General features: G+C 72.4%; 21 protein-coding genes and 1 pseudogene. 13 read left to right on the top strand and 9 right to left on the bottom strand.

Features of this window, described 5'->3' with window-relative positions; translation table 11 throughout:
- The 3 genes and pseudogenes from ACWFR1_RS07855 to ACWFR1_RS07865 form a co-directional block, all read right to left on the bottom strand.
- Positions 1–434 (bottom strand): annotated as a pseudogene (locus tag ACWFR1_RS07855) (transporter); the annotation flags it as partial.
- Positions 431–1,327: an ABC transporter ATP-binding protein gene (locus ACWFR1_RS07860; RefSeq protein ID WP_453547740.1), complete on the bottom strand. Its 897-nt coding sequence runs from the start codon at positions 1,325–1,327 to the stop codon at positions 431–433. The pseudogene ACWFR1_RS07855 and the gene ACWFR1_RS07860, both read right to left, overlap by 4 nt.
- The gene (locus ACWFR1_RS07865) at positions 1,324–1,728 is read right to left on the bottom strand and encodes a GntR family transcriptional regulator (protein WP_453547742.1); all 405 of its coding nucleotides are present in this window, start codon (positions 1,726–1,728) and stop codon (positions 1,324–1,326) included. The genes ACWFR1_RS07860 and ACWFR1_RS07865 overlap by 4 nt, the downstream gene beginning before the upstream one ends.
- Before the next feature lie 188 nt (positions 1,729–1,916).
- Between ACWFR1_RS07865 and arfA the strand changes: the two genes are divergently transcribed.
- The 7 genes from arfA to ACWFR1_RS07900 all read left to right on the top strand — a co-directional run bounded on the left by arfA (position 1,917) and on the right by ACWFR1_RS07900 (position 11,490).
- Complete coding sequence (gene arfA, locus ACWFR1_RS07870) at positions 1,917–3,440, top strand: arabinosylfuranosidase ArfA (protein WP_453547744.1); 1,524 nt, start codon at positions 1,917–1,919, stop codon at positions 3,438–3,440.
- 195 nt (positions 3,441–3,635) lie between these two features.
- Positions 3,636–4,886: an ABC transporter substrate-binding protein gene (locus ACWFR1_RS07875; RefSeq protein ID WP_453547747.1), complete on the top strand. Its 1,251-nt coding sequence runs from the start codon at positions 3,636–3,638 to the stop codon at positions 4,884–4,886.
- Complete coding sequence (locus ACWFR1_RS07880; protein WP_453547749.1) at positions 4,886–5,914, top strand: carbohydrate ABC transporter permease; 1,029 nt, start codon at positions 4,886–4,888, stop codon at positions 5,912–5,914. Before ACWFR1_RS07875 ends, ACWFR1_RS07880 begins: the two co-directional genes overlap by 1 nt.
- A complete protein-coding gene (locus tag ACWFR1_RS07885) occupies positions 5,911–6,822 on the top strand; it encodes a carbohydrate ABC transporter permease (RefSeq protein ID WP_453547751.1) in 912 nt (303 codons plus the stop codon). The genes ACWFR1_RS07880 and ACWFR1_RS07885 overlap by 4 nt, the downstream gene beginning before the upstream one ends.
- Positions 6,819–7,409, top strand: coding sequence for a hypothetical protein (locus ACWFR1_RS07890; protein ID WP_453547754.1), 591 nt, complete (start codon positions 6,819–6,821; stop codon positions 7,407–7,409). The genes ACWFR1_RS07885 and ACWFR1_RS07890 overlap by 4 nt, the downstream gene beginning before the upstream one ends.
- Positions 7,410–7,660: 251 nt before the next feature.
- Complete coding sequence (locus ACWFR1_RS07895) at positions 7,661–10,417, top strand: exo-rhamnogalacturonan lyase family protein (RefSeq protein WP_453547757.1); 2,757 nt, start codon at positions 7,661–7,663, stop codon at positions 10,415–10,417.
- A gap of 20 nt (positions 10,418–10,437) precedes the next feature.
- Positions 10,438–11,490, top strand: a complete 1,053-nt coding sequence (locus ACWFR1_RS07900; RefSeq protein WP_453547759.1) for a rhamnogalacturonan acetylesterase — start codon at positions 10,438–10,440, stop codon at positions 11,488–11,490.
- Here ACWFR1_RS07900 and ACWFR1_RS07905 read toward each other — a convergent pair.
- Positions 11,487–14,420, bottom strand: coding sequence for a glycoside hydrolase family 2 TIM barrel-domain containing protein (locus ACWFR1_RS07905; RefSeq protein WP_453547761.1), 2,934 nt, complete (start codon positions 14,418–14,420; stop codon positions 11,487–11,489). The two genes, ACWFR1_RS07900 and ACWFR1_RS07905, sit on opposite strands and share 4 nt — an antisense overlap.
- 269 nt (positions 14,421–14,689) lie before the next feature.
- On the opposite strand from ACWFR1_RS07905, the gene ACWFR1_RS07910 reads away from it, so the two are divergent.
- The 3 genes from ACWFR1_RS07910 to ACWFR1_RS07920 are packed head-to-tail and all read left to right on the top strand — an operon-like array spanning position 14,690 to position 17,056.
- Entirely contained in the window at positions 14,690–15,829 is a 1,140-nt protein-coding gene (locus ACWFR1_RS07910) for a LacI family DNA-binding transcriptional regulator (RefSeq protein ID WP_453547763.1), read from the top strand.
- Entirely contained in the window at positions 15,819–16,355 is a 537-nt protein-coding gene (locus ACWFR1_RS07915) for a SigE family RNA polymerase sigma factor (RefSeq protein WP_453547766.1), read from the top strand. Before ACWFR1_RS07910 ends, ACWFR1_RS07915 begins: the two co-directional genes overlap by 11 nt.
- Positions 16,355–17,056: a hypothetical protein gene (locus ACWFR1_RS07920; protein ID WP_453547768.1), complete on the top strand. Its 702-nt coding sequence runs from the start codon at positions 16,355–16,357 to the stop codon at positions 17,054–17,056. The genes ACWFR1_RS07915 and ACWFR1_RS07920 overlap by 1 nt, the downstream gene beginning before the upstream one ends.
- Positions 17,057–17,100: 44 nt before the next feature.
- Here ACWFR1_RS07920 and ACWFR1_RS07925 read toward each other — a convergent pair whose 3' ends face one another.
- A complete protein-coding gene (locus ACWFR1_RS07925; RefSeq protein ID WP_453547770.1) occupies positions 17,101–17,580 on the bottom strand; it encodes a hypothetical protein in 480 nt (159 codons plus the stop codon).
- A 99-nt stretch (positions 17,581–17,679) separates the two neighbouring features.
- Here ACWFR1_RS07925 and ACWFR1_RS07930 point away from each other — a divergent pair, with 99 nt between their 5' ends.
- From ACWFR1_RS07930 to ACWFR1_RS07940, 3 genes are all read left to right on the top strand, one after another.
- Entirely contained in the window at positions 17,680–18,024 is a 345-nt protein-coding gene (locus tag ACWFR1_RS07930) for a PadR family transcriptional regulator (protein WP_453547772.1), read from the top strand.
- Positions 18,021–18,749 carry a permease prefix domain 1-containing protein gene (locus ACWFR1_RS07935; RefSeq protein WP_453547774.1) on the top strand — a complete coding sequence of 243 codons (729 nt, stop codon included), beginning with the start codon at positions 18,021–18,023 and terminating at the stop codon, positions 18,747–18,749. Before ACWFR1_RS07930 ends, ACWFR1_RS07935 begins: the two co-directional genes overlap by 4 nt.
- Before the next feature lie 99 nt (positions 18,750–18,848).
- Entirely contained in the window at positions 18,849–20,543 is a 1,695-nt protein-coding gene (locus ACWFR1_RS07940; protein WP_453547776.1) for a rhamnogalacturonan lyase B N-terminal domain-containing protein, read from the top strand.
- Here the strand turns inward: ACWFR1_RS07940 and ACWFR1_RS07945 are convergent.
- The 4 genes from ACWFR1_RS07945 to ACWFR1_RS07960 form a co-directional block, all read right to left on the bottom strand.
- A complete protein-coding gene (locus tag ACWFR1_RS07945; RefSeq protein ID WP_453547778.1) occupies positions 20,536–21,669 on the bottom strand; it encodes a pectinesterase family protein in 1,134 nt (377 codons plus the stop codon). The genes ACWFR1_RS07940 and ACWFR1_RS07945 overlap by 8 nt on opposite strands.
- Positions 21,670–21,768: 99 nt before the next feature.
- On the bottom strand, positions 21,769–23,064 hold the full coding sequence (locus ACWFR1_RS07950; protein ID WP_453547780.1) for a pectate lyase family protein: 1,296 nt from the start codon (positions 23,062–23,064) through the stop codon (positions 21,769–21,771).
- Entirely contained in the window at positions 23,061–23,903 is an 843-nt protein-coding gene (locus tag ACWFR1_RS07955; RefSeq protein WP_453547782.1) for a rhamnogalacturonan acetylesterase, read from the bottom strand. The genes ACWFR1_RS07950 and ACWFR1_RS07955 overlap by 4 nt, the downstream gene beginning before the upstream one ends.
- The gene (locus tag ACWFR1_RS07960) at positions 23,900–25,240 is read right to left on the bottom strand and encodes an ABC transporter substrate-binding protein (RefSeq protein WP_453547785.1); all 1,341 of its coding nucleotides are present in this window, start codon (positions 25,238–25,240) and stop codon (positions 23,900–23,902) included. The genes ACWFR1_RS07955 and ACWFR1_RS07960 overlap by 4 nt, the downstream gene beginning before the upstream one ends.
- Between the last annotated feature and the right edge of the window lie 108 nt (positions 25,241–25,348).

The following is a 25,348-nucleotide window of genomic DNA, read 5'->3' on the forward strand; positions in this document are numbered from 1 at the left end:
TCGGGGCCCGTCGCGCCCCCGCCGTTGCCGGCCGGGTCGTGGGGGCTGCTCCCCATGCTCACCGCGTGGGAGACCTGGCGGGGGGCCGCCTGGGCGCCCGCCGCACCGAGGCCCAGCTTGGTCGTCAGCCAGCGCGTTCGGGTGACGCCCTGGTTCCACGCGAGGTAGTGGGTGCCGGTCTCCAGTTCGCGGGCGATCAGCGGTGCGCCCCAGAACATTCCGATGACCGCGGGCACGCCGAGCACGGTCAGCAGTCCGGTGTAGTAGAGGGACTTGTCCGTACTGGAGACCTGGTCCACCAGGCTGCTGCCGACCGTTCGGTAGAACTCCGCCAGCTGCGGGCCGGTGACCGCGAGGGCGGCGGCGAGCGCGGCCACCGCGGCGAACATCACGGCGGCCTGGGTGCGGAACTGGCGCCAGGTCAGCCAGATCATCGGAGTACCTCCAGAGCGGGCCGGGTGTCGCGCACCGTATCGGCGGGCCGGGCCATGTAGGCCAGGACGATGTCTTCCAGACCGAGCGGGCTGACGGTCCAGGACGGATCGTGGACCGCCGTGTCGGTGCGCACCAGGAGGGTGGTCTGCCGGTCGGTGTGGCTGGCGGTGATGACGTGCTGACCGGACGGGAGCGTGGCCGGGTCCCGGCGCGGTCCGGTGAGCCGGTAGTGGCAGGCGACCAGGTCGTCGATGTCGCCGGCCACCTGCACCCGGGAGTCGACCAGGACGATGACGTAGTCGCAGGTCCGCTCCACGTCGGAGACCAGGTGGGAGGAGAGCACGACGCTCAGCTCGTGCTCGGCGACGGCCTCCATCAGGTCCTGCATGAACTCCCGTCGGGCGAGCGGGTCCAGGGCCGCGACCGGCTCGTCCAGGATGAGCAGTTCCGGGCTTTTGGCGATGCCCAGGGTGAGGGCGAGTTGCGCGCGCTGGCCGCCGGACAGCTTGCCTGCCCGCTGCTTGGGGTCCAGTCCGAGGCGACGGATCCGGTCGCGCGCCAGGGCGTCGTCCCAGTTCGGGTTGAGACGCCGGCCGAGGTCGAGGTGGTCGGCGACGCTCAGCGCGGAGTAGGTCGGGGTGTCCTGGGCGACGAAGCCGACCTTGGCCAGCTGTTCCACACCCTCGGCGGGACGGCCACCGCACACCTCGATGGTGCCGGCCGTCGGGGTCAGCATGCCGGAGGCCAGTTTCAGCAAGGTCGACTTGCCGGCGCCGTTGGGTCCGACCAGGCCGACCACCCGGCCGGCGGGGACGTCCAGGTCGCAGTTCTGCAGCGCCCAGCGCTGCTTGTACTTCTTGCCCAGGCCCTGGGCTCGCAAGACCGTGCTCACGCTACGTCCTCTCCGGCGGCGTTGCGAAACGTGTTGAGGAACAGCGCCTCGATGCTCTCTTCGTCGAGCCCTGCCAGGCGGGCCTTGGTCAGCCAGCGCTGCAGGTCCTTCTGGAGCGGACCGTGCGCGGCGAGAGAGGCGTCGGCCAGCGTCCGGGTCACGAACGTCCCGACGCCGGGACGAGCGGACACCAGACCGTCGTGCTCCAGCTCCCGGTACGCCTTGAGCACGGTGTTCGGGTTGACCGCCATCTGCTTCGCCACCTCCTTGACCGTCGGCAGCCGGTCGCCCTCCTTCAGCAGGCCCAGGCGCAGCGCGTGCCGCACCTGCTGGACCAGCTGTTGGTACGGGGACAGGCCGGACCGGCTGTTCAGATGGAACTCAATCACCGGTTCCTCCATTTAGCTAGTTGTCTAGCACTATAGGTCTCTGAGTTAGCGGTTTGGCAAGGTGCGCGCTGCGGACTCCCCGCCGTCTCCGCTTGCCGCCGCGGAGGTTCATTGACGCGCGCGAGCTCCGCTCCTACGTTCTCGTTCGGACATACGGCCGTTGGTCGGTATCTCGAACAACCCGAACGAGAGGGAATCGCGTGTCGCACACCGAACGCACCACCCGCACCGCCCGCTTCACCCTCGACCCCGACTTCACCATCGCCCCCGTCGCCCCCCGCCTCTTCGGCTCCTTCGTGGAGCACCTCGGGCGCTGCGTCTACACCGGCATCCACGAGCCCGGTCATCCGGCCGCCGACGAGGACGGTCTGCGCACCGACGTCCTGGACCTCGTCCGCGAGCTGGGCGTCACCGCGATCCGCTACCCCGGCGGCAACTTCGTCTCCGGCTACCGCTGGGAGGACGGCGTCGGCCCGGTCGAGGAGCGGCCGCGCCGGCTCGACGTCGCCTGGCGGTCCACCGAGACCAACCGCTTCGGCCTCAGCGAGTTCATGACCTTCCTGCGGAAGGCAGGCGCCGAGGCCGAGCCGATGATGGCGCTCAACCTCGGCACCCGCGGCATCGCCGAGGCCATGGACCTCGTCGAGTACGCCAACCACCCCGGCGGCACCGAGCTCTCCGACCGCCGCGTCGCCCATGGCGACAAGGACCCCTTCGGCATCCGCCTGTGGTGCCTGGGCAACGAGATGGACGGCCCCTGGCAGACCGGCCAGAAGACCGCCGAGGAGTACGGCAGGCTCGCCGCGCAGACCGCGCGCGCCCTGCGGAGCGTCGATCCCGGGCTCGAACTCGTCGCCTGCGGCAGCTCCGGGCGCGGGCTCCCGACCTTCGCCGCCTGGGAGGCGACGGTCCTCGCGGAGACGTACGAAGTCGTCGACCACGTCTCGCTGCACGCCTACTACGAGGAGGTGGACGGCGACCGGGACTCCTTCCTCGCCTCCGCCGTCGACATGGAGGCCTTCATCGAGGAGGTCGTCGCCACCTGCGACCACGTCGGCGCCCGGCTGAAGTCGTCGAAGAAGCTCACCCTCTCCTTCGACGAGTGGAACGTCTGGTACCAGCGCCGGCCCAACCCGCATCCGGTGGAGGACTGGCAGGAGGCCCCGCGTCTCCTGGAGGACGTCTACACCGTCACCGACGCCGTCGTCTTCGGCAGCCTCGTGATCACGCTGCTGCGTCATGCCGACCGGATCGCGGTGGCCTGTCTCGCCCAGCTCGTCAACGTGATCGCCCCGATCATGACCGAGCCCGGCGGCCCCGCCTGGCGCCAGACCACCTTCTTTCCCTTCGCCCAGGCCTCCCGGTACGGCCGCGGCACCGTCCTCGATGTCCGCGTCGACTCGCCCGTCCACCCCACGGCGGCGTACGGGGAGGTGCCCCTGCTGCACGCCACGGCCGTACGCGCCGAGGACGGGACCGTGACCGTCTTCGCCGTCAACCGCGACCGGCATGGCGCCCTGCCGCTGGAGGTGACCCTGCGCGGCCTCGGTCTCGACCGGGTCGTCGAGCACAGCGCGCTCGCCGACGCGGACCCCGAGGCCCGCAACACGCTGGACGAGCCGGAGCGGGTCCTGCCCCATCCGGTGGACGGGACGACGCTCGACGACGGGCGGCTGCGGGCGGTCCTGGAGCCGATGTCCTGGAACGTCATCCGGCTGGCCTGACCGGCCTGTTGTTGAATCCTTTCACCGGGACCCTTCCAGCGCGCGGTTCGAAGCGCTTCGAAAGATCCCGGTCCGAAGCGTTGACGTGGCTGGCCGACGACCCTACCTTGTCCCAGCAAGCGCTTTCCTGAAACGTTCCATTAACGCGCGGAGGACGAAACTGTGCGTACTCACGGCACTGTTGACCGGCGGAGCATGCTGAAGGTCGCCGGCGGCTCCCTTGCGGCTCTCGGCCTGACCGCGGCGGGCTGCGGATCCGGCTCGGGCTCCGGAGACGGCACCGTCACCATTCGGTACACGTGGTGGGGTTCCGACGACCGGGCCAAGCGGATCAACCAGTCGATCGCCCTCTTCGAGAAGAAGTTCCCGAAGATCAAGGTCAAGACCGACTTCCAGCCCTACGCCGACTTCTGGAAGAAGTTCAACACCCAGGCGTCGGGCGGAAACGCGCCGGACGTCTTCCAGAACGCCATCGGCTTCCTGCGCAAGTACGACGCGAAGAACGTCCTCCTGGACCTGCGCGAGCAGGCCGAGGCGGGGAACCTCCGCCTCGACGGCTTCCGGGCCGGTCTGGAGAAGTTCGGCGAGGTCGACGGCAAACTGCTCGGCGTCCCCGTCGGCAGCAACTCGATGGCCCTCGTCGTCGACCGGACCGTCTTCACCAAGGCCGGCGTCACCCCGAAGCCGGGCTGGACCTGGGACGAGTACCACGCGGCCCTCGCCAAGGTCCGGGAGACCCAGGGCCGGGCCGGCGACGCGGGCCCGTACGGGATCATGTACCTGTACGACCTCTACCTGCGCCAGCACGGCAAGGCCTTCTTCACCACCTCCGGACTCGGCTTCACCGAGGCGGACCTGACGGACTGGTGGACCAAGGCGTTCGAGCGGGTGAAGTCGGGCGTCTACGCCGACCCGCGGAAGACCATCCAGGCGAAGCCCAAGTCCGCGGTCACCGCCGAACTCGCCGGCTCCGAGTTCACCTGGGACAACTTCGCCGTCCGCTACACCTCCGAGGGCAAGAGCCAGTACGGCCTCGCCCCCATACCCACCACCGACGGCCGCAAGACCGGCCAGTACCTCGGCTCCCTCATGCTCAGCGCCTCCAAGCGCACCAAGCACCCCAAGGAGGCAGCCCAGTTCATCGACTTCATGGTGCACGACCCCGAGGTCGGGAAGATCATGGGGTACGACCGGGGCGTCCCGGCCACCGAGGCCCAGTACCAGGCCTACGTGCCGGCCGACGAGGTCGGCAAGCAGATCGCCGCCTACGAGAAGCAGCTCGTCGAGTCCCGCGTCCTGGAGCCGATCACCCCGCACCCGGCCGGCGCAGACGTCTGCGAGGCCGCCTTCCTGCGGCTCTCCGAGGAGATGTCCCTGGGCGAGCGACCGGTCGCGGACGCGGTGAAGCAGTACTTCACCGAGGCGAAGACGGCGCTCTCCTCCTGATGGGCGCCGCCGTGACCTCCGCACCGACTCCCGCACAACCCGCGCGGGCCGGCCGCCAGGACGGGGAGACCGCACCCGCGGGCTCCCCGCCCGGCGGCGGGCGCCCGCCCCGGACGGCGGGCCGCTCCCGCCCTCGCGGGGCCCGCCGCGAGAACCTCGCCGGCTACCTCTTCATGTCCCCCTGGATCGCGGGCTTCCTCCTGCTGACCGCGGGGCCCATGGTGGCCTCCCTCTACTTCGCCTTCACCGACTACAACCTCTTCGACGCCCCGCGCTGGATCGGCCTCGACAACTTCACCGAGATGTTCGGCGACCCCCGCTGGCGCACCTCGGTCGAGATCACCGGCTGGTACGTGGTGATCGGCACCCCGCTGAAACTGGCCGCCGCGCTCGGCGTCGCCCTGCTCCTCAACCAGAGCAGGCGCGGCCAGGGCTTCTACCGGGCAGCGTTCTACGCGCCCTCCCTCATCGGGGCCAGCGTCTCGATCGCCATCGTCTGGCGCGCGATCTTCTCCGACGGCGCCGCCGTCGACCGCACGCAGCAGCTCTTCGGCATGGACGCCGGAGGCTGGATCGGCGACCCCGACCGCATCATCTACGCCCTGGTCGCCCTGACCGTCTGGCAGTTCGGCGCGCCGATGGTCATCTTCCTCGCCGGACTCAAGCAGGTCCCACGGGAGTTGTACGAGGCGGCCGAGGTCGACGGGGCGAGCCCGTGGCGGCGGTTCTGGCACATCACGCTGCCGATGATCTCCCCGGTGCTCTTCTTCAACGTGCTCCTGGAGACCATCCACTCCTTCCAGATCTTCGGCTCCGCCTACATCATCGGCAGCCAGGGCAACGCCTGCGGGCCGGCCGACGGCACGCTCGTCTACACCTGCTACCTCTACATCCAGGGCTTCGAGAACAGTCGCATGGGTCTCGCCTCGGCGATGGCCTGGATGCTGCTGCTCGCCGTCGGCCTGGTCACGGCGGTGCTGTTCTGGTCCCAGCGACGCTGGGTGCACTACGAGGAGGGAGGCCGATGAGCCTCGTACGCACCGGCAGGGGCCCGAGGGGCCTCGCACGCACCGGGACACGCACCGGGACACGGACCGGCAGGCCGCGCACGGCGGGCTCCATCGCCTGGCACCTGGGTTCCCTGGCCGTGCTCGCCGTCATCCTCTACCCCGTGGTGTGGGTGATCGGCGGCTCCTTCAAGCCGAACGACGAGATCGTCGGCAGCCTGACCCTCTTCCCCACCGACCCCATCACCGACAACTACCGGCGCCTCGCCGACGGCATCGCCGACATCCCCATCTCCACCTTCTTCGGCAACTCCCTCTTCCTGGCCGTCGGTTCGGTGGTGGGCGTGCTGATCTCCAGCTCGCTCTCCGCATACGCCTTCGCCAAGATCGGCTTCGCCGGGCGCGGTGTGCTCTTCACCCTGATGATCGGCACCCTGCTCCTGCCGTACCACGTCCTGCTCATCCCGCAGTACGTGCTCTTCCAGAAGCTCGAACTGATCAACACCTACACGCCGTTGCTCCTCGGCAAATACCTGGCGACCGACGCCTTCTTCGTCTTCCTGATGCTCCAGTTCATGCGCGGTCTGCCGAAGGAACTTGACGAGGCCGCCCGCCTCGACGGCTGCGGGCACCTGCGGACGTACTGGTCGATCGTGCTGCCGCTCTGCCGGCCCGCCCTCATCACCAGCGCGATCTTCACCTTCATCAACGCCTGGAACGACTTCATGGGTCCGCTGATCTACCTCAACGAACCCGAGAAGTACACGGTCTCGCTCGGCCTGAAGATGTTCGTCGACCAGGACGGCGTCGCCAACTACGGCGGGATGATCGCCATGTCGCTCGTGGCACTGCTCCCGGTGGTCGCCTTCTTCCTCGCCTTCCAGCGGTACCTCATCGACGGCATGGCCACGTCGGGCCTCAAGGGATGAGCGCGCCTCCGCGGGGCCGGTTCCTGGCGGCGTTCGGGGTCTTCGCCGAGTGTCTCCTGGTGGGGGTGTGGATCGCCGTCGCCGCGCTGCCCCTGGTGACGCTGCCCGCGGCGCTGGCCGCCGGCGCGGCGCACCTGCGGCGCTGGACCGGCGACGAGCAGGCCGGCCTGCGGTTCTTCGCGGCCGACCTCCGCGCCGCCCTCCGGGGCGGGGGCTGGTCGGCGGGGATCGCCTACGCGGCCGCGCTCGCCCTGGTGGCCGCCGACCTCGCTCTCGTACGGGCGCTGCCGGTGCCCGGCGGGCGCGCGACCGGGGTCCTCGCGATCCTGGCGGCGCTCTGGCTCACGGTCACCGTCCTGCGGGCGGCCACGGACTGGCGTCCGGACCTGCGCTGGCGGGCCCTCGCGGGCTCGGCGGCCCGCCGGGCGCTGCGCGACCCCGCGGGCTCCCTCCTCGTCGTCTGCGGTCTGGCGGTGATCGCCGCGTCGGCCTGGTTCTCGGCCCCGCTGGCCCTGCCGGCCCTCGGCATCCTCGTCGCCTCCGCCCTGGCGGCCGAACACCGCCTGGCGGTACCGGCGGCCGCCTGATCCACTCCCGGGGCCGCGGCCGTCCACGGTCGCGCCACGCCCGCGGCCCCGGGGCTCCACCCGCCGAGCCGGCCGGGCCCCCCGCCGGGGCCTCAGCGGTGCCCACCCCTGTGTGGGCCATCGTCCTGCCGGGCCGGGGGTCCCCCTCTGGGGAGGTGCTCGGCCCCATCCTGCGGCGCCGCCGTCCCCTGCCCCACCGCACCTTCCGCTTCCGCAGGCATGCCGTTGGCATGCGCATGAAAGGAGTTCCCGTGACATCCCTCCCTCGCCGCTCGCTCCTCAAGGCCGCCGCCGTCGCCGGTGCCGCCGCACAGTTCAGCTGGGTCCTCGGACGCGGGGACGCCCAAGCCGCCGCGCCCGCCGAGACCCTGGCGGCCGACCGGCCCTCCACCGTCACCTGGCTGGAGCCCGGCGGGCTCGGTGCCGCCGCGGGATCGACCTTCGGCGCCGCCTGGCCCCAGGGCGTCCACCCCGCCGACCAGGCCTTCGCGCTCACCGGCGCCGACGGCGCGAACGTCCCCGTACAGACCTGGACCACCGCCCGCTGGCCCGACGGCTCCCTCAAGTGGACCGCGCACGCCGTCGGACCCGAGGCCGCCGGAGCCGCCGGGGCCGAGGGTTTCACGCTCGCTCCCGGGACTCCCGCCACCGCCGCGACCACCGTCTCCGTCACCGAGACCGGCCGCCGGATCACCGTCGACACCGGCACGGTCCGCGCCGTGATCGGGAAGGACGGCGGGAAGCTCGTCGAGTCCGTCACCCGCGGCGGAGTGAAGATCGCCACCGACGGCCGGCTCGTCCTGCTCCGGCAGAGCGACCTCGACGACGGAGACCAGGGCAACGCCAAGTGGGAGCGGTTCGACGGCGAGATCTCCGGCGCCGTCGTCGAACAGGCGGGCCCGGTCCGGGCCGTGGTCCGCATCGACGGCAAGCACCGCAAGGGCAGCCGCAGTTGGCTGCCGTTCTCCGTGCGTCTCTACTTCTACGCGGGCTCCGAGTCCTTCCGCATGGTCCACACCATCACCTACGACGGCGACCAGGCTGCCGGTCAGAGTCAAGGGGACTTCATCCGCGGCCTCGGCGTCCGCTTCACCGTCCCGATGCACGACGCCGCCTACGACCGGCACGTCCGGATCGCCGGCGAGGGCGCCGGCTTCCTCACCGAGGCCGTCCAGGGCGTCACCGGACTGCGCCGCGACCCCGGCGCCGCCGTCCGTACCGCCCAGGTCAAGGGTGAGAAGCTGCCCGACCCCGCCACCTGGGACCAGCGCGTCACGACCCGGATGCAGTACGTCCCGACCTGGGGCGACTACACCCTCTCCCAGCTCTCCGCCGACGGCTTCGCCCTGCGCAAGCGCACCAAGCCCGGCCACGGCTGGATCCCGGCCGGCGGCGGCCGGCGCGCGAGCGGATTCGGCTACGTCGGCGGTGTGACCGGCGGACTCTCCTTCGGTCTCAGGGACTTCTGGCAGAAGCACCCGGCCCAGCTCGACATCAGGAACGCCGCCGGCGACGAGGCCGAGGTCACCCTCTGGCTCTGGTCGCCCGAGGCCCAGCCGATGGACCTGCGCTTCTACCACGACGGCATGGGCCAGGACGCCTTCCCTGAGCAGCTCGAAGGCCTCAACATCACCTACGAGGACTACGAACCCGGCTTCGGCACCCCCTACGGCATCGCCCGCACCAGCGAGCTGATGTTCTGGGCCAACGCCGCCACCCCCACCGCCGCCGCCCTCGTCGAACAGTCCGCCGCCGTCCGCACCCCGCCGCAGCTCGCCGTCAGCCCCGAAGACCTCGTACGCGCCCGGGTGTTCGGCGGACTGTTCTCGCCCGTCGACCGCTCCACCCCCGCCAAGGCGAAGATCGAGGACCACCTCGACTACCTCTTCACCTACTACAAGGACCAGGCGGAGCAGCGTCGTTGGTACGGCTTCTGGGACTACGGCGACATCATGCACACCTACGACGAGGACCGTCACCAGTGGCGGTACGACGTCGGCGGCTACGCCTGGGACAACTCCGAGCTCTCGCCCGACCTGTGGCTCTGGTACGCCTACCTGCGCTCCGGCCGCGCCGACGTCTTCCGCTTCGCCGAGGCCATGACCCGCCACACCGGCGAGGTCGACGTCTACCACCTCGGCCAGTGGGCCGGGCTCGGCACCCGCCACGGCGTCCAGCACTTCGCGTGCAGCGCCAAGCAGCAGCGCATCTCCACCGCCGTCTACCGCAGGCCCTACTACTTCCTCACCGCCGACGAACGCGTCGGCGACCTCATGCACGACCTCGTCGACTCCGACGAGACCTTCCTCGTCCTCGACCCCATCCGCAAGATCCGCACCGAGCCCTACACCCCCGACCGCCACGCGCTCTCCATCGGCTTCGGCACCGACTGGAGCGGCCTCGCCGCCGCCTGGCTCACCGAGTGGGAACGCGGCGGCCCCAAGGCGGCCAAGGCCGAGGCCCGGCTCCGCTCCACCATGGAGACCATCGCCGCCCAGCCCAACGGCTTCGTGCAGGGCACCGGCCTCTACGACCTCGACACCGGCCGCTTCGCCGTCGCGACCGAACCCGTCGTCGGCGTCTCCCACCTCTCCGCCATGTTCGGCCTGGTCGAGATGTGCGCCGAGCTCATCGACCTCGTCGACATGCCGCGGTTCAAGGAGGCCTGGCTCGACTACTGCCGCTACTTCAACGCCTCCAAGACCGAACAGGCCGCCCGCTACGGCAAGAACTTCGGCACCCTCCTCCTCTTCCAGGGCCACTCCCGCCAGGACGCCTACGCCGCGGCCCAGTCGGGCGACGCCAAGCTCGCCCAGCGCGCCTGGGCCAAGTTCGACAAGAGCGACGGCTACACGGCGGCCATGGTCTGGGACAAGACCCCCGTCCAAGGCTCCGCCGCCCTCGAACCCGGCTACGAGCACCTGTGGATCAGCACCAACACCACCGCCCTGTACGGTTTGGCCGCCATCCAGAACCTCGCCCTGGTCGGCGACCACCTCCCCGCGTGAGAACCGAGAGGATCAGGACCATGCGCACGACCACGCTCCTCCTCGCCGCCGCGGCCGCCTTCCTCGGGTCGCTCGCCGCGGCCCCCGCCGCCCACGCCGACGGCCCGTACGGCCAGGGCATCGACCACTGCACCGCCACCGCCACCGGCGGACTCGCCTGTCACTTCGACGTCGCCCCCGGCACGTACGACGTCACCCTCACCCTCGGCGGCGAGACCGCCGCCTCCACCGCCATCACCGGCGAGACCCGGCGGGCCCTGCTCGCCGAGACCGCCACCGCGGCGGGGGAGACCGTCCGGCGTTCGTTCACCGTCGACGTCCGCGAGCCCGAGGGCGAACCCACCGGACCCGCCGGCAGCCCCGGCCTCGACCTGGTCGTCGACGGCGCCGCACCCCGCGTCGCCGCGCTCCGGGTCACCCCGGCCCCCGCCGCCCTGCGCCTCTTCGTCGTGGGCGACTCCACCGCCTGTGACCAGCCGGGCGACCCGTACACCGGCTGGGGCCAGCGGCTCCCCGTCCATCTCGGGCGCGGGATCGCGGTCGCCAACCACGCCGACTCGGGCGAGAGCACCGTCACCGTCCTGGCGAACCCGGCGCTCTTCGACACCGTCGAGGCGGCGATCCGCCCCGGCGACCCCGTCCTGATCCAGCTCGCCCACAACGACAAGCAGACGGACGCTGCCACCTACCGGGCCAACCTGACGAGCATGGTCGAGCGGGTACGGGCGCGGGGCGGCGAACCCGTCCTGCTCACCCCGATCGTCCGCCGCTGGTTCAACGCCGACGGCACCCTGGACAACGGCATCGCCCTGCTCGTCAACGGCCTCGGCGTGGATCACCCGGCCGAGGTCCGCGCCCTCGCCGGCTCCCTCGGGACCCCGCTGATCGACCTCACCGCCCTCACGAAGGCGCGGGTCGAACAGCTGGGGCCCGAGGCCTCCAAGGCGCTCTACCTGACGACCGAGAAGCGGGACAACACCCACACCTCGGTCCGCGGGGCCACGGAGTACGCGGCCCTCGTCGCGCGGGAGCTGCGGGCCCGGGCCATCGTCCCGGACCGACTGCTCCGCTAGACGGCTTCCGCTGGTCGGCCTCCCCTGCACGGCTTCCGCTGCACGACCCCCACCGGGGTGAACGTGAGGGAGAACGAGGCCGGGGCCGTGTCCAGCCGGTACGCGGGCAGCACGCCCGGTCCGCAGGACTGGGAGCCGATGCCGTGCTGGGCGTGGTCCAGGTGCAGCCAGAGCGTGTCGCCCGGCACCAGATCGGTGCGGTGGGCGGCGGCGTCCAGCCGCTCCGTCGTCCAGGGGCGGGCCGTGAACGAGAAGGCCGGGTCCCCGTCCACCCGTACGCCCTCCGTCGAGGACGTCAGTTCCACCCAACGGGTGTCGATCCTGGCCCCGTTCTCCTGCGGCCGCAGGTACGGGGTCCGGAGCGCGTCCACCGTGGCCTCCCAGCGGCCGAGCCGTGCCGCGGCCCGGGTGTCGGGATACGCCTCGCCGGGTCCCGCGCCGTACCAGACAGCCCGGTCCAGGGCGGCCGGCAGACCGAGCCGGACCCCCAGCCGGGGCAGCGGCACCCGCCACTCGCCCTCGGGGACGACCTCGACGCCGAGCCGCAGGGCCGTGCCGTCCGAGGTCCAGCGGTATGTCGTACGCAGGCCGACGTCCCGGGCGGCGGGCGCCACCCGCGTCCGTACGGTCAAGGAGTCGTCCTCCAGGGTGACCGCGTCGATCCGGTGCCGCATCCGGTGCAGGCCGAGAGCGCGCCAGAGCGTCCCGTGGCGCTCGTCGGGCTGCCAGGGCGCGCCCTCGTCGTTGTCCGTGGGCGCCCGCCAGACGTCGAGGCGCAGACCGGTGACGGGGAGGGAGCCGAGGGCGAGGGGCTCACCGGTGCGGGCGTCGAAGGTGCCGGGGCCGAGGGTGATCCGGCCGGCCGCGCGGACGGGTCGCGCGCCGGTCACCGCGCGCGGCGTGGGGGCCGGTGCGGATGCCGGGATCTGCCCCCAGGCCACCTCGTGCCCGGCGGGCGCCCAGGCCGTGTCGTGTGCCAGCAACGCCCGTACCGTCCACAGGGTTTCGGCGCCGGCCGGATGCGCGGGCGGGGCGGGCAGGACCACCCGCGCGTGCGCCCCGGCGGCGAGCGGGGGGACGTCGAGAGGGCCGGAGGCGAGCGTCTCGCCGTCGGCCAGGAAGGACCAGGTGAAGGCGAGATGCGCCAGATCGACGACATCGTGACCGTTGCCCACCAGGACCGAGCCCGGACCGTCGGGTGCGATCCGCACCGGCTCGATCACCTTCTTGTATTCCAGGAGCCCCGGCGACGGCGTCCGGTCGGGGAAGAGCAGCCCGTCGCAGACGAAGTTCCCGTCGTGCACCTCCTCCCCGAAGTCACCGCCGTAGCCGTGCCCGTGCAGCGGGTGGACGAGGCCGTGGTCGATCCACTCCCAGACGAACCCGCCCTGGCAGCGCTCGTACGTCTCGAACAGCCGCTGGTACTCGGAGAGTCCGCCCGGCCCGTTGCCCATGGCGTGCGCGTACTCGCAGAGGATGAAGGGCAGTTCGCGCCGTGCCTCCGGTCCTCCGTCGGCGCGGCGGCCGATCTCGTCGACCTCGGCGTGCGGCGGGTACATCCGCGAGTAGACGTCGGTGTCGGCGCAGGAGCGGTCGCCCTCGTAGTGGACGAGCCGGGACGGGTCGCGGTCGCGGATCCACCGGGCCATGGCGGTGAGACCGGCACCGGTGCCGCACTCGTTGCCGAGCGACCAGATGACCACCGAGGGGTGGTTCTTGTCCCGCTCGACGAGCCGGGCGGCCCGGTCGAGCAGGGCCGGGGTCCAGCGCTCGTCGTCGACCGGGTTGCCTCGCCAGTCCAGGTCCTCGAAGCCGTGCGTCTCCAGGTCGCCCTCGTCGATCACCCACAGTCCGTACGTGTCGCAGAGGTCGAGGAAGGCGGGGTGCGGCGGGTAGTGGGAGGTGCGGACGGCGTTGATGTTGTGCCGCTTCATCAGCTCCACGTCCTCGCGCATCGTCGCGAGGTCCAGGCTCCGGCCGTGCTCCGGGTGGAACTCGTGGCGGTTCACGCCGCGGAAGAGGATCCGGCGGCCGTTCACCGTGAGGACCCCGTTCTCGACGGCCACGGTCCGGAAGCCGATCCGCAGCGGGATCCGCTCGCCGCCGGCCGTGAGCACCCCCTCGTACAGCCGGGGCGTCTCGGCGCTCCACGGTTCGACCGCCACCGTCGCCGACTCCCCGGTGGCGAGGTCGAGGCCGAGCTCGGGCACGGTGACCCGGCCGGGCACGTCGCAGTCGACGCGCAGGGTGCCGGCGCCGGTGCCGCCGTCGGCGGTGTGGTCGTACGTGGCGTGCGTGAAGAAGTCGCCGGGGGCGCCCTCCGGCCGGTGCAGCAGGGTCACGTCACGGAAGACGCCGGGCAGCCACCACTGGTCCTGGTCCTCCAGGTAGGAGCCGGAGGACCACTGGTGGACGCGGAGCGCGAGGACGTTGTCCCGTGCCGTGAGGAGGTGGCCGACGGTGAACTCGTGGGCGAGGCGCGACCCCTTGAAGTCGCCGAGCTCCGTGCCGTTGAGCCAGACCCGGGCACAGGACTCGACCCCGTCGAAGCGGAGGACGGCCCCGCCGTCCGCCGGCCAGTCGGCGGGCAGGTCGAAGCGGCGCAGATGGTCGCCGGTCGGGTTCTCGGTGGGGACGCGGGGCGGGTCGACGGGGAACGGGTACTGGACGTTGGTGTAGGCGGGACCGCCGTACTCCCTCTCCTTGCCCTGGAGCACCCAGTGGCCCGGGACCGTGATCGCGTCCCAGCCGCCCGCGTCGAAGCCGGGGGAGGCGAAGGAGTCGTCCTCGGTGTCGGCGGTGGGGGAGAGGCGGAAGCCCCAGGAGCCGTTCAGGGAGAGGACGGCGGCGTCGGAGCGGGCGTACCAGGCGCGGGGCGGGAGCGTGCCGCGACCGGGGGAGAGGTCTTCGTACCAGGGGAGGGCGGACATGGTCCTCCTGACGGAGTGAGGGGGAGGAAGAGGAAGGGGGGGCCGGAGCCGAATGAGGGGGGAGGAAGAGGGGCCGGAGCCGAGTGAGCGCCATGTGCCCCGTGAGGGCGAAAGCGCTTTCCGCCCGGTGTTCATCCCATCGCTCCGGAGCGTCCCGCACAACCCCGCGCGACCACCGGACCCTTGGACTCTTCCCCGCCGACCTGGACAGCTCGTCGAGCGGCCGCTTAGGGTCGGGGTCCGTATCAAGATTGCCGAGGAGCGCGCACGTGGTCACCCTCGCCGATGTCGCCCGTCACGCCGGGGTGTCGGCCAGCACGGTCAGCTACGTGCTCAGCGGCAAACGCTCCATCTCCGCTCCCACGCGCGAGCGGATCCAGCACAGCATCGACGCCCTCGGCTACCGGCCGCACGCCGGCGCCCGCGCGCTCGCCAGCAGCCGGACCGACATCCTCGCCCTGATGATGCCGCTCCGCACCGGCCTCTACGTCCCGGTGATGATGGAGATCGCGATGGCCGTCACCACCACCGCCCGCTCCCACGGCTACGACGTGCTGCTGCTCACCGGCGAGGAGGGCCCCGAGGCCGTCCGCCGTGTCGAGGGCAGCGCCATCGCCGACGGCATGATCGTCATGGACGTCGAGCTCGACGACCCCCGGCTGCCCTGTCTCCAGGAGGCGGAACGGCCCGCCGTCCTCATCGGACTGCCCACCGGGACGGACGGGACAGCGGCCTCCGCCGAGTCGGCCGCGTCCGTCGCCGAGTCGGCCGCGTCCGTCGCGGCCGCCGACGCCGCCCCTGCCCCCGCCCCCGCCGTCCTCGATTGCGTCGACCTCGACTTCGAGGCCGCCGGGGCGCGCTGCGTCGAGCACCTCGTGGGCCTCGGGCACACCCGGATCGCCGCCCTCGGAGAGCCGCCCGCCGTCTACGCGCGGGGCACCGGCTACGCCGCCCGTACGCTCGCCGGGCTGCGCGGCGCGGCCGACGCGCACGGCGTCGGCCTGCTCCACCGGCCCGTCGAGGGCACGTACGCGGCCGTCGCCGCCGCCGTGACCCGCGTCTTCGAGGAACGCCCCGGCACCACGGCCCTCGTCGTCCAGAACGAGGCCGCCGTCGAACCGCTCCTCGCGCTCCTGCGCCACCAGGGCCGCGCGGTCCCCGAGGACGTCTCCGTCGTCGCCATCTGCCCCGACCAGGTCGCCGCCCACGCCTCCGTACCGCTCACCGCCGTCTCCGTGCCCGTCCACGAGATGGGCCGGCTCGCGGTGGAGCGGCTCGTCGCGCGCCTCGGGGGAGGGGCCGTGCGCGGTGCGGAGCTGATCGCTCCCCGGCTGACCGAGCGCGCGAGCACGGGACCGGCGGCCGGAGCCTCGCCCACCGAGGGCCGTCGTGGTCGCGGTGGACACTGAAGCCGACGACAGCGCGACGGAGTTCCGGGCGTTCTTCGCGCGCCACTACGCCGAACTCGCCCGCCTCGCACACCTGCTGACCGGCGAGACCGACGCGGCCGACGACCTCGCGGCCGACGCCATGCTCGCCCTCTGGCACCGCTGGGACCGGGTCCGCGCCGCCGACCACCCCGCCGCCTACGCCCGCGGCGTCGTCGCCAACCTCGTCCGCAGCCGGATCCGGGGCACCGTGCGCGAGCGCCGCAGGATCGCCGCCTTCTGGGACCGGCGCCCGGACCACGTCGAGGACCCCGACGTCCCGGCCGTCCTCGACGTACGGACGGCGCTGCGCGCCCTGCCCTTCCGTAAACGCGCCTGCGTCGTGCTCCGGCACGCCTTCGACCTCTCCGAACGCGACACCGCGCTCGCCCTGGGGATCTCGGTCGGTACGGTCAAGAGCCAGACCGCCAAGGGGATGGCGGAGCTCCAGCGCCTCCTGGGCGACCGGGCCGCCGGCGAACTCGTCGCGGGGAGCGGGAGACGTTGATGCACGAGGCACAGCTGCGCCGCGAGCTGCGCGAGGCCGGGCTCGCCCACCGGCCCGACCACGCCCGCATGCTCGCCCGGGTGGAACGCGGCCTCGCCGCCCCGCCGCGGGCGTCCCGCCGGGCCCGCGCGGGCCGCCCGGGGGCGTTCGCCTGGACCGGCAGGCGCTGGACGGCGGCCGTGGCCGTGGCGGTGGCCGTCGCCGGGGTCGTCGGCGTCGGCGGCCTCGCCGTGACCACGCTGGACCGGGGGCCGGCCGCGCCCGCGTCGCGGCCGCCCGCACCGGGACCGCTGACGCGGGGACCGGCGGCCGTGGCGGCCGGCACCCTCGACCCCGGCGGCAACCGCTGGTGGGCGCAGGGAGATCTCACCGTGACGACGGAGACGCCGGTGTCGGGTCTCGTCGTCGACGTGCGGGTCGCCCGCACGGCCGGCGTCGCGAGCACGGGCCACTGGCGCACGCGCCCGGCCGAGGACTTCACCGTCACGGTCACCGAGGAGCCGGGGGTGCTCCACTACCGCTGGGCCCTCAAACCGGGCCGTACGGTCCCGCCGGGCCGGCATGTCTTCGCGGTCCAGTACAGCCATGCCGAGGGGGTACGGGACGCCTCGGCCGACACGTACACCGTCGTCCTCACGGGCGGCGACGGCGGCCGGTCCACCCTCCGGGGCGGCTTCGGCGTGGCGACCCCCGCGACCTGACGGACCGGCCGGGGCGCCGGCGAGGGCCCGTCCGCCACCAGGGGTCACACGCCCGTCGTGGAGCCGGGGCGGACGATCATCAGGACGACGACGACCGCCCAGAGGACGTTGAAGATCCCGGTCGCCATGGCCAGCCGGGCCGCCACGGGCCGTGCTTCCTCCGCGGTGTCCGCGCCCCCGGCCAGGGCGAGCAGGCGCCGCTGGCCGGGCAGGACGGCGAGCCCGAGGACGACGGCGGCGAGCACGGTCAGGACGATCGACACGATCAGCCAGGCATCGGTCAGGACGCCGAGCTGGGCGCCGGTCGCCACCCCGAAGACCGGGACGCCGACACCGGCGACGGCGTACCCGGTGCAGACGCGGTGGAGGACCGCGGCCGTCCCGGTCCCTCCGGCCGGGGCGTCCCCCTCCCCGGCGCCGCAGGCCCGTAGGGCGACGCGGGGGAACATCGAGGCGGCCACGGTGATCGCTCCGACCGTGACGATCGCCACCAGGACGTGGACGGACAACAGGAATTCGGTCACGGCGCATGCCTCCGCGTCAGTACTCGGTCGATTGGCTGCCAATATGTCGGCAGCCAATACATACACTGCCTACCGATCCTTTGGGTAGGCTGCCTACCTATGAAGGCGGATGCGGTACGAGGGCACCTGGACGGACTGCTGCTCGCGGTGCTCGAACAGGGCCCGCTGCACGGGTACGCGATCATCGCCGCGGTCCAGCAGCGCAGCGGAGGCGTGCTCGAACTCCGTACGGGCACGGTCTATCCGGCGCTCCAGCGGCTGGAACGGCTCGGGCTCCTGAGCAGCAGCTGGCAGTCCTCCGGCGAACGCCGCCGACGCTGCTACGAGCTCACCGACACGGGCCGGCACACGCTGGCGGGCGAGCGGACCGCGTGGAGCGAGTTCACCGCCGCGATCGGCTCGGTCCTGAACCCGACCACGCCACCGCCCGGACTCGCCACGTGAACGCCCCCGGCCCCGAGCCTCTTGCCGCCCCCGGCGCCGATCGACCCGACGCCCCCAGCGCCGATCCCCTCGACACGTACGCCGCCGAGCTCGCCGCCGCCCTGCACGGACCGGCCCGTGCCAAGGCCCGGCTGGTCGAGGAGGTCCGCGGCGGACTCGCCGACACGACGGACGCCCATGCCGACGAGGGCCGCCCGTACCCGGACGCGATCCGCGCGGCGGTGCGGGAGTTCGGGACCGTCGAGGAGCTCGTACCGAGCTGCCAGCGGGAACTGACCCTCGCCCAGGCACGTCACACCGCCCGGGCCGTCGCGCTCACCGCCCCCTTCCTCGTCGTCTGCTGGTACCTCACCGGCCCCGCCGCCGGCCCGGCGGCACCCGTCCCTCGTACCGCCCAGCTCCTCGCCGCGCACCTGGCCGGCGTGGCGATCGCCGCCGCGCTGCTCGCCGCCGCGACCCTCGCCGTCACCGGCACCCTCGGCCGCCGGCTGCCCACCCCGCCCCGGCTGCCGCTCGTCGTCGCCTGGACCGGGACCACCGCGGGCGTCGCCATGGCGGTGACGACGCTCGCGCTCGCCGTCGCCGCGGCCCTCGCCACCGACTGGCCGCTGCTCGCCTGCGCGGGAGCCCTCGCCGCCGCCGCGCACGCGGTCGTGGCGACCTCGGCCCGGGCCTGCCGCCGCTGCGCCCGCCTGCCGGTGACCAGGACACCGCGGCTCGGCTGACGCGGGGGCGAAGGGGGGGCAACCCTTCCGCGGCCGGTGGCGACCTAGGAACAACCGGGAGCCGCCCCGTACCCCCCGTACCGAAGGAGCCGCACGCCGATGCGCTCGTACGACGACACCACCGCGACCATCACCCAGCGCCCCCTCCGCCGCCGCACCCTCCTCGGCGCCGCCGCGGCCGGTACGGCCCTCGCCGCCACCGCCGGTCTCGCGCCAGGCACCGCGGCCGCCGCCGGCTTCGGCTGGAGCGACGACGGCACGCAGTACGTCGTCGACACCGGCGCCGGACTCGTGTTCAAGGTCTCGAAGGCGACCGGGGACCTCACCTCCCTCGTCTACAAGGGCACGGAGTACGAGGGATACGGCGGGAAGCACTCGCACGTCGAGTCCGGCCTCGGCGCCTCCACCGTCACCCTCGCCCAGACCGGTTCCACCGTCCTCGTCACCGTCGTCCACGGCACGCTCCGCCACTACCTCGCGGCCCGCGCCGGCCTGAACAACGTCTACCTGTGGACCGACAAGGCCGACACGTCCTTCACCGCCACCCGCTTCATCGCCCGCCTCAAGCCCGGGATCTTCCCGAACGAGGGCCCCGACTCCTGGGTCGAGGGCGCCGACACCGTCATCGAGGCCGGGGACGTCTGGCAGCGCGCCGACGGACACACCCGCTCCAAGCACTACTCGGGCGTCCGCGTCATGGATTACGACCACGTCGGCTACACCACGGGGTCGGTCGGTCTCTGGATGATCCGCTCCAACCACGAGAAGGCCTCCGGCGGCCCGTTCTACCGCTCCCTGCTCCGCCACTCGAACGAGCTGGGCGTCGGGCTGTACGAGATCCTCCACTACAACCAGTCCCAGACGGAGGCCATGCGCTTCGGCCTCCAGGGCCCCTACCTGCTCGCCTTCACCGGCGGCGGGACGCCCTCCCCGGCGCTCTTCGCCGCGAACCACGACACCACGTGGGTCGACGGCCTCGGCATCCCCGGCTGGGTCGGCGCGGCGGGTCGCGGCCGGGTCGCCGGCGTCGGCCTCGCCGGCATGGACGCGGACCACCCGTACACCGTCGGCTTCGCCAATGCCGACGCCCAGTACTGGACCCGCGCCACCGCCGGCACCGGCGCCTTCTCCTGCCGGAACATGCTCCCCGGCACGTACACCCTCACCGTCTACAAGGGCGAACTCGCCGTCCACACCGGCACGGTGACGGTCACGGCCGGCGCCGCGACCGCCCTGCACACCCTCACCCTCACCAACGACCCGTCCACCGCACCCGCGATCTGGCGGATCGGCGACTGGGACGGCACGCCGGGCGCGTTCAAGAACGCCGCCCTCATGACCTACGCCCACCCCGCCGACGTGCGCGCCGCGTCGTGGACGGGGAACGTCGTGCTCGGCGCGGGCGACGTCTCCGCCTCCTTCCCCTGCTACCTGTGGAAGGACGTCAACGACGGCGTCCTCGTGTACTTCAGGCTCACCGCCGCCCAGGCCGCCGCCGCGCACACCCTCCGGATCGGCGTCACCACCGCGTTCCTCAACGGACGGCCCCAGGTCACCGTCAACGACTGGGTCTCCGCGATCCCCTCGCCGCCGGCGCAGCCCTCGACGCGCTCGCTGACCAACGGCTCGTACCGGGGCAACAACCACACCTTCACGTACGTCGTCCCGGCGAGCGCCTGGAAGACCGACCCGAGTCAGTACAACGTGCTCAGACTGAACGTCGTCAGCGGCTCCACCGGGACCGGCTTCCTCAGCCCCGCCACGTCGATCGACTGTCTCGACCTGCTCAACTGACCGGTCCGGGCGTCCAGTCACGGAGATACGTCGCCCGGCTCGCGCCCGCCGCCTCGGCCGGCGCGAGCTGGGGACGGTTCTCCGGGACGGTGATCGCGGCTCCCGGGCCGGTGTTGCGGTACTCCGCGAAGCGCTGCGCCTGCCACGGGTGGGCGTCGCGCATGTTCGCGTACGGGGCGACGGCGTCGATCCCGGGGCCGAGGACGCTGTCCCGGACAACGAGCGACGGCCGGGCGGTCAGGTCCGAGCTCGGCACCCAGGGCCTGGCCAGCTTGTAGTAGCCGTCGGGCGCCTCGCTGGTGATCCGGCAGCGGGACGCCAGGAAGCCGTACGGATTGGCGCCCGCCGTCGACGGGGCGAACACGAAGCCGTACGGGGCGCCCGCCAGATCGGTGCGGACGAGCGTACGGAAGTGGCAGTGCTCGAAGACCGCCGTGGCCCGGCCGAAGACGAAGTCGACGTCCCCCTCGACGTGGCAGTGCGCGAAGTACTGCCGCGCGAAGGCCGACAGGGACGTCGAGTCCGCGTAGAGCGTGTCCTGGTGGCCGAGGAAACGGCAGTGGAAGAACGCCGAGCGGTCGCCCTGCGCCTTCAGCGCGACGGCCTGCGTGCCGGGGTTCCCGGGGAGGTCGGTGCGGAGGAAGTCATTGGCGAAGGTGACCCCCTGGGCGGTGAAACCGTCCGCCTGGACGGTGGTGGTCGCCGAACCGCTCGTGCCGTAGGTGCCGCCCTCGGGGCGGGGTGTACCAGCCGCGTTGTCGTACACGACGACCACGTCCCGGGGGTCGCCACTCGCCCCGATCCAGGTCATGTCCGTACGGGCGGCGCTCACCGTGACCGTCTCCCGGTACGTCCCGGGGGCGAGCACCAGCGTCCAGCCGGCGCCGCTCGCGGCGGAGACGGCGGCCCGCACGGTGGTGTGGTCGCCGAGACCGCCGGGGTGCACGTACAGCGTCCGCCCGGTGAGCCGGGCGGCGGGCGAACCGAACCGGCCGAAGGGGCCCGTCGGCAGGGTGGTGGCGCTCGCCTTCGTGGCGGGCAGCGCGAGCGCGAGGGCCGCGCCGGCACCTGCGGTGAGGAGTGAGCGGCGGCCGAGGGCGGCGGTTCCGAGGTGGTGCGAGGGCATGCGGGTGCTCCTTCGCTGGTCGGGGGGAAAGAGAGGGAACGGAGGCCGGGGGAGCAAGGGAACGGAGGCCGGGGGTACCCGGCCTCCTGTCGAGCGGGCTCAGCGCAGGCGGCCGGCGCCCGCGCGGTGGTCGACGAGGGCCGGGACGGCCTTCGGGTGGTCGACGCGGGTGCGCAGGACGGGCGTCCAGCCGGCGTCCGCGCGCAGGAGCTCCCCGGGGTACTGCTCGTTGTGGACGGCGAGGAGGTCGACCGGGCCGCCGTTGACGTAGTTGCCGGTGGTCGTGACCGGCGCGTCCTTCCACTTCTTCAGGATCTTCCCGGCCGGTACGTCCGCGGCGACCGTGAAAGCGTTCTTCTCGGCGAAGAGCTGCGACTCCAGGCCGATGCCCAGGCTGTACACGTAGGACGGACCCGCCACCACGAAGTGGTTGTTGTACGCGTCGACCTGCCCGAAGCGCACCCGGGGCGCCCGCTCCACGACCTTGTCGAAGAGGTTGTGGTGCAGGGTGACACGGAGCTTCCCCCGGTCGGTGGCGCCCGCGCTGTCGCTGTTGCCGATCATCAGGGTCTTGTCGTGGTCCGTGAAGACGTTCCAGGAGGCCGTGACGAGGTCCGCGCCGCGGACGACGTCCAGCTCTCCGTCGTGCTGCTGGTAGACCTCCCCGTAGTAGGAGGGCAGCGAACTGTCCGGGTGGGCCCCGTCGGTGAAGGTGTTGTGGTCGATCCAGACGTGGGTGGAGCCGTACACGACGAGGCTGTCGTACTCGGAGTTCCAGGCCCCGGTCGCGCCGTCCGTCGGGTCCCACTGGGGGAAGCAGTCGAGCGGGCTCTCCAGGGCGAGGTTGCGGATGATGACGTTGTCCACGCCCTGCACCTGGAGGCTGCCGCCAGTGATCCCCGCGTGGCGCCCGACACCCACGATGGTGGTGTTGGCCGGCACCCGCACCTTGATGGCCTTGCCCTGGGCCGTGGCGGAGGCCGCCCGCAGCTCCTCCTGGGGACCGCTGACCTCGTTCTCGTACCCCCAGACCGCCGGGTCGTAGTCGGCGAGGTAGCGGGCGAAGTCGTAGCCGGGCGCCTCGAAGGCGGCGCAGCCGTCGGCGGTGGCGTTCAGCGTGCCCACCACCTTGACGATCCGGGGCTCCGTGCCGGGTGCTTCGAGAGCGGCCCGGAACTCCTCCCAGGTGGTGACGGTGGTGACGCGGGAGGCGTCGGCGGCGGAGCCGCCGGTGGTGCCGGCGCCCTCGGACGCCCAGCCGTCGCCGGCCGGCAGCGTCGCCCTGGCCGGGTCGGCGCCGGGGCGGTGACCGGTGTGGGCACCGGCGGTGGGTGCGGTGACCGTCAGCGCGAGCGCGGTCGCGGCCACGACTCCCAGCTTCTTGTGTCGGTTCACGGTCGGCTCTCCTCGGAAAGGGGCACGGAAACAGGGGCGGAAACAGGCGTGGAAGCGGGCCAGGTGATCCGGTCGGTGGGGATCTCGTCGTCCAGGCGGCGCGTCTCGCGCGGCGCGAGGACATGGGTACGGAGCAGCTCGGCGGCGACGAGACGTGCCACCTCGATCGCGCCGGGCGGGTTGAAGTGGGTGTTGTCCTGCTCGGTCGCGGTCCAGTTGAAGTACGTCTTCGTGGCCTCGGGACCGAGCTCCTGCCACAGCGCCAGGGACAGTGCCTCGATGTCGAGGAGCGGGACGTCCGACTCCAGGGCGGTCTCCCGCATCGCCGCCGGGTACGCGCCGTGGGTGCGCAGGGCCGTGCCGTCGGCGGCGAACTTCCGCCGCTCGACGGAGGTGGCGAGCACGGGGAGGGCGCCCCGGGACCGCGCGCCTTCGACGAAGACCCGCAGGTTGTCCTGGTAGGTGGTCCACGGCTCGGTGTAGCGGGTGGGGTCGGCGCTCTTCTGGTCGTTGTGGCCGAACTGGATGAGGAGCAGGTCGCCGGGGCGGATCGCGCCGAGGATCGCGTCGAGCCTGCCCTCGTCGAGGAAGCTCTTGGTGCTGCGTCCGTTGACCGCGTGGTTGGCGACGGTCAGCCCTTGGTGCAGGAAGAAGGGGAGCGCCATGCCCCACCCGGTCTCGGGTGCGGCGTCGGCGTACTTCTGGGCGGCGGTGGAGTCGCCCGCGACGAAGACGGTGCGCATACGGGGGTGTCCTTTGCCATGGGCGGCGGACGCCCCGGCCAGGGCGAGCGCGAGGCCCGCCCCGGCCGTGACGACCGCGCGGCGGCCGACGCTCACTTCTGCTGCTGCTTCCACTCGGCCTGCGCCGCGTTCAGCTGCCCGGCGAAGGCGTCGAGGAACTCCTTGGCCGTGGCCTTGCCGAGGAGGACCTTCTGGAACTCGGCCTCGTTGTCGGCCTTGGAGAGCGTGTTCCAGTCGGGCAGGTAGTACGGCAGCTGCACGATCGTGGCCTTGCCGCTGAAGAGGACGCCGGCGGCGAGCCTGGTCGGCTCGGCCTCCTGGATCCACGGGTCCTGCGCGGCCTCCGTGTTGGCGGGGATGGCGCCGGCCGACTTGTTCCACTTGCTGTTGGACTCGTGCGCGGCCGCGAACTCGATGAACTTCCAGGCGGCGGCCTTGTTCTTGCTGGACGAGAAGAGCCCGAGGCCGTCGACCGGGTTGGAGACCTGCACCCGGGTGCCGTCGTCCAGGGTCGGGTTCGGGATGCCCCGGAACTTCTCCGTGCCGAGCGCCTTCACGTGGTCCTGGTAGGAGCCGAGGTTGTGGTTGAGCATGCCGATCTGGCCGCTGTCCCACTGCGCGACCATCTTGGTGAAGTCGTTGTTGACGTCGGCTGCCGGGGTGGTCCTCTTGAACAGACCGGCGTACTTCTCCAGCGCGGCCACGTTCTTCGGGTCGTTGACGGTGGTCTTGTCGCCGTTCCAGAAGGCGGCGATGCCGCTCTGGCCGTACATGGCGTCGAGCGCCTGCGCGATGGAGCCCGCGCCGCCGCGGATCGTGTAGCCGAAGCGGTTCTTGTCCTTCGCGGTCAGCTTCTCGGCCGCCGTGTAGAACGCCGACCAGGTGGTGGGCTCGGCGAGGCCGGCCGCCTTGAACAGGTCGGTGCGGTAGTAGAGGACGCCGTTGCTGGCGGAGGTGGGGACGGTGAACAGCTTGCCCTGGCCGCCGGCGGCCTTGACGCTGTCGACCATCCCGGTGTTCAGCTTGCCCTTGAGCGCGCTGCCCTCGACCCGGGCGTCCAGCGGCTCCAGGGCGTTCTGCGCGGCGATCCCGGCGAGCATGGCCGCGCCGACGCCACCGACGTCCGGCAGGCCGCCGCCCTGGATGGCGGTGTCGTACTTGGACTGCACCTCCTTGGAGGCCACACCGACGTACTCGACGTCGATGTCGGGGTTGGCCTTCTCGAAGTCGGCGATGATCTCCTTCCAGATGTCGGTACGGACACCGCCGTTGTTGTCCCAGAAGGTGATCTTGCCCTTGCCCGATCCCTCCGTGCCCTTGTCGCCGCCCGCGCCGCTGCCGTCGTCACCGCAGGCGGTGGCGGTCAGGGCGAGGACTCCGGTCAGGGCGAGGGCGAGGGCGGCTCTGCGCCGTCCGCCGGGGAAGATGGTCATCGTCGGCTCTCTTCTCTCGGGGTCTTGCGGGGGTGGGGTGGGGATGTCGGGGAACTCAGGGAGCTCGGGGAGCTCAGGGGGGCCAGGGCTCAGGGGGAGCCCAGGAGG

Source organism: Streptomyces sp. NPDC055103 (genome assembly GCF_053607625.1).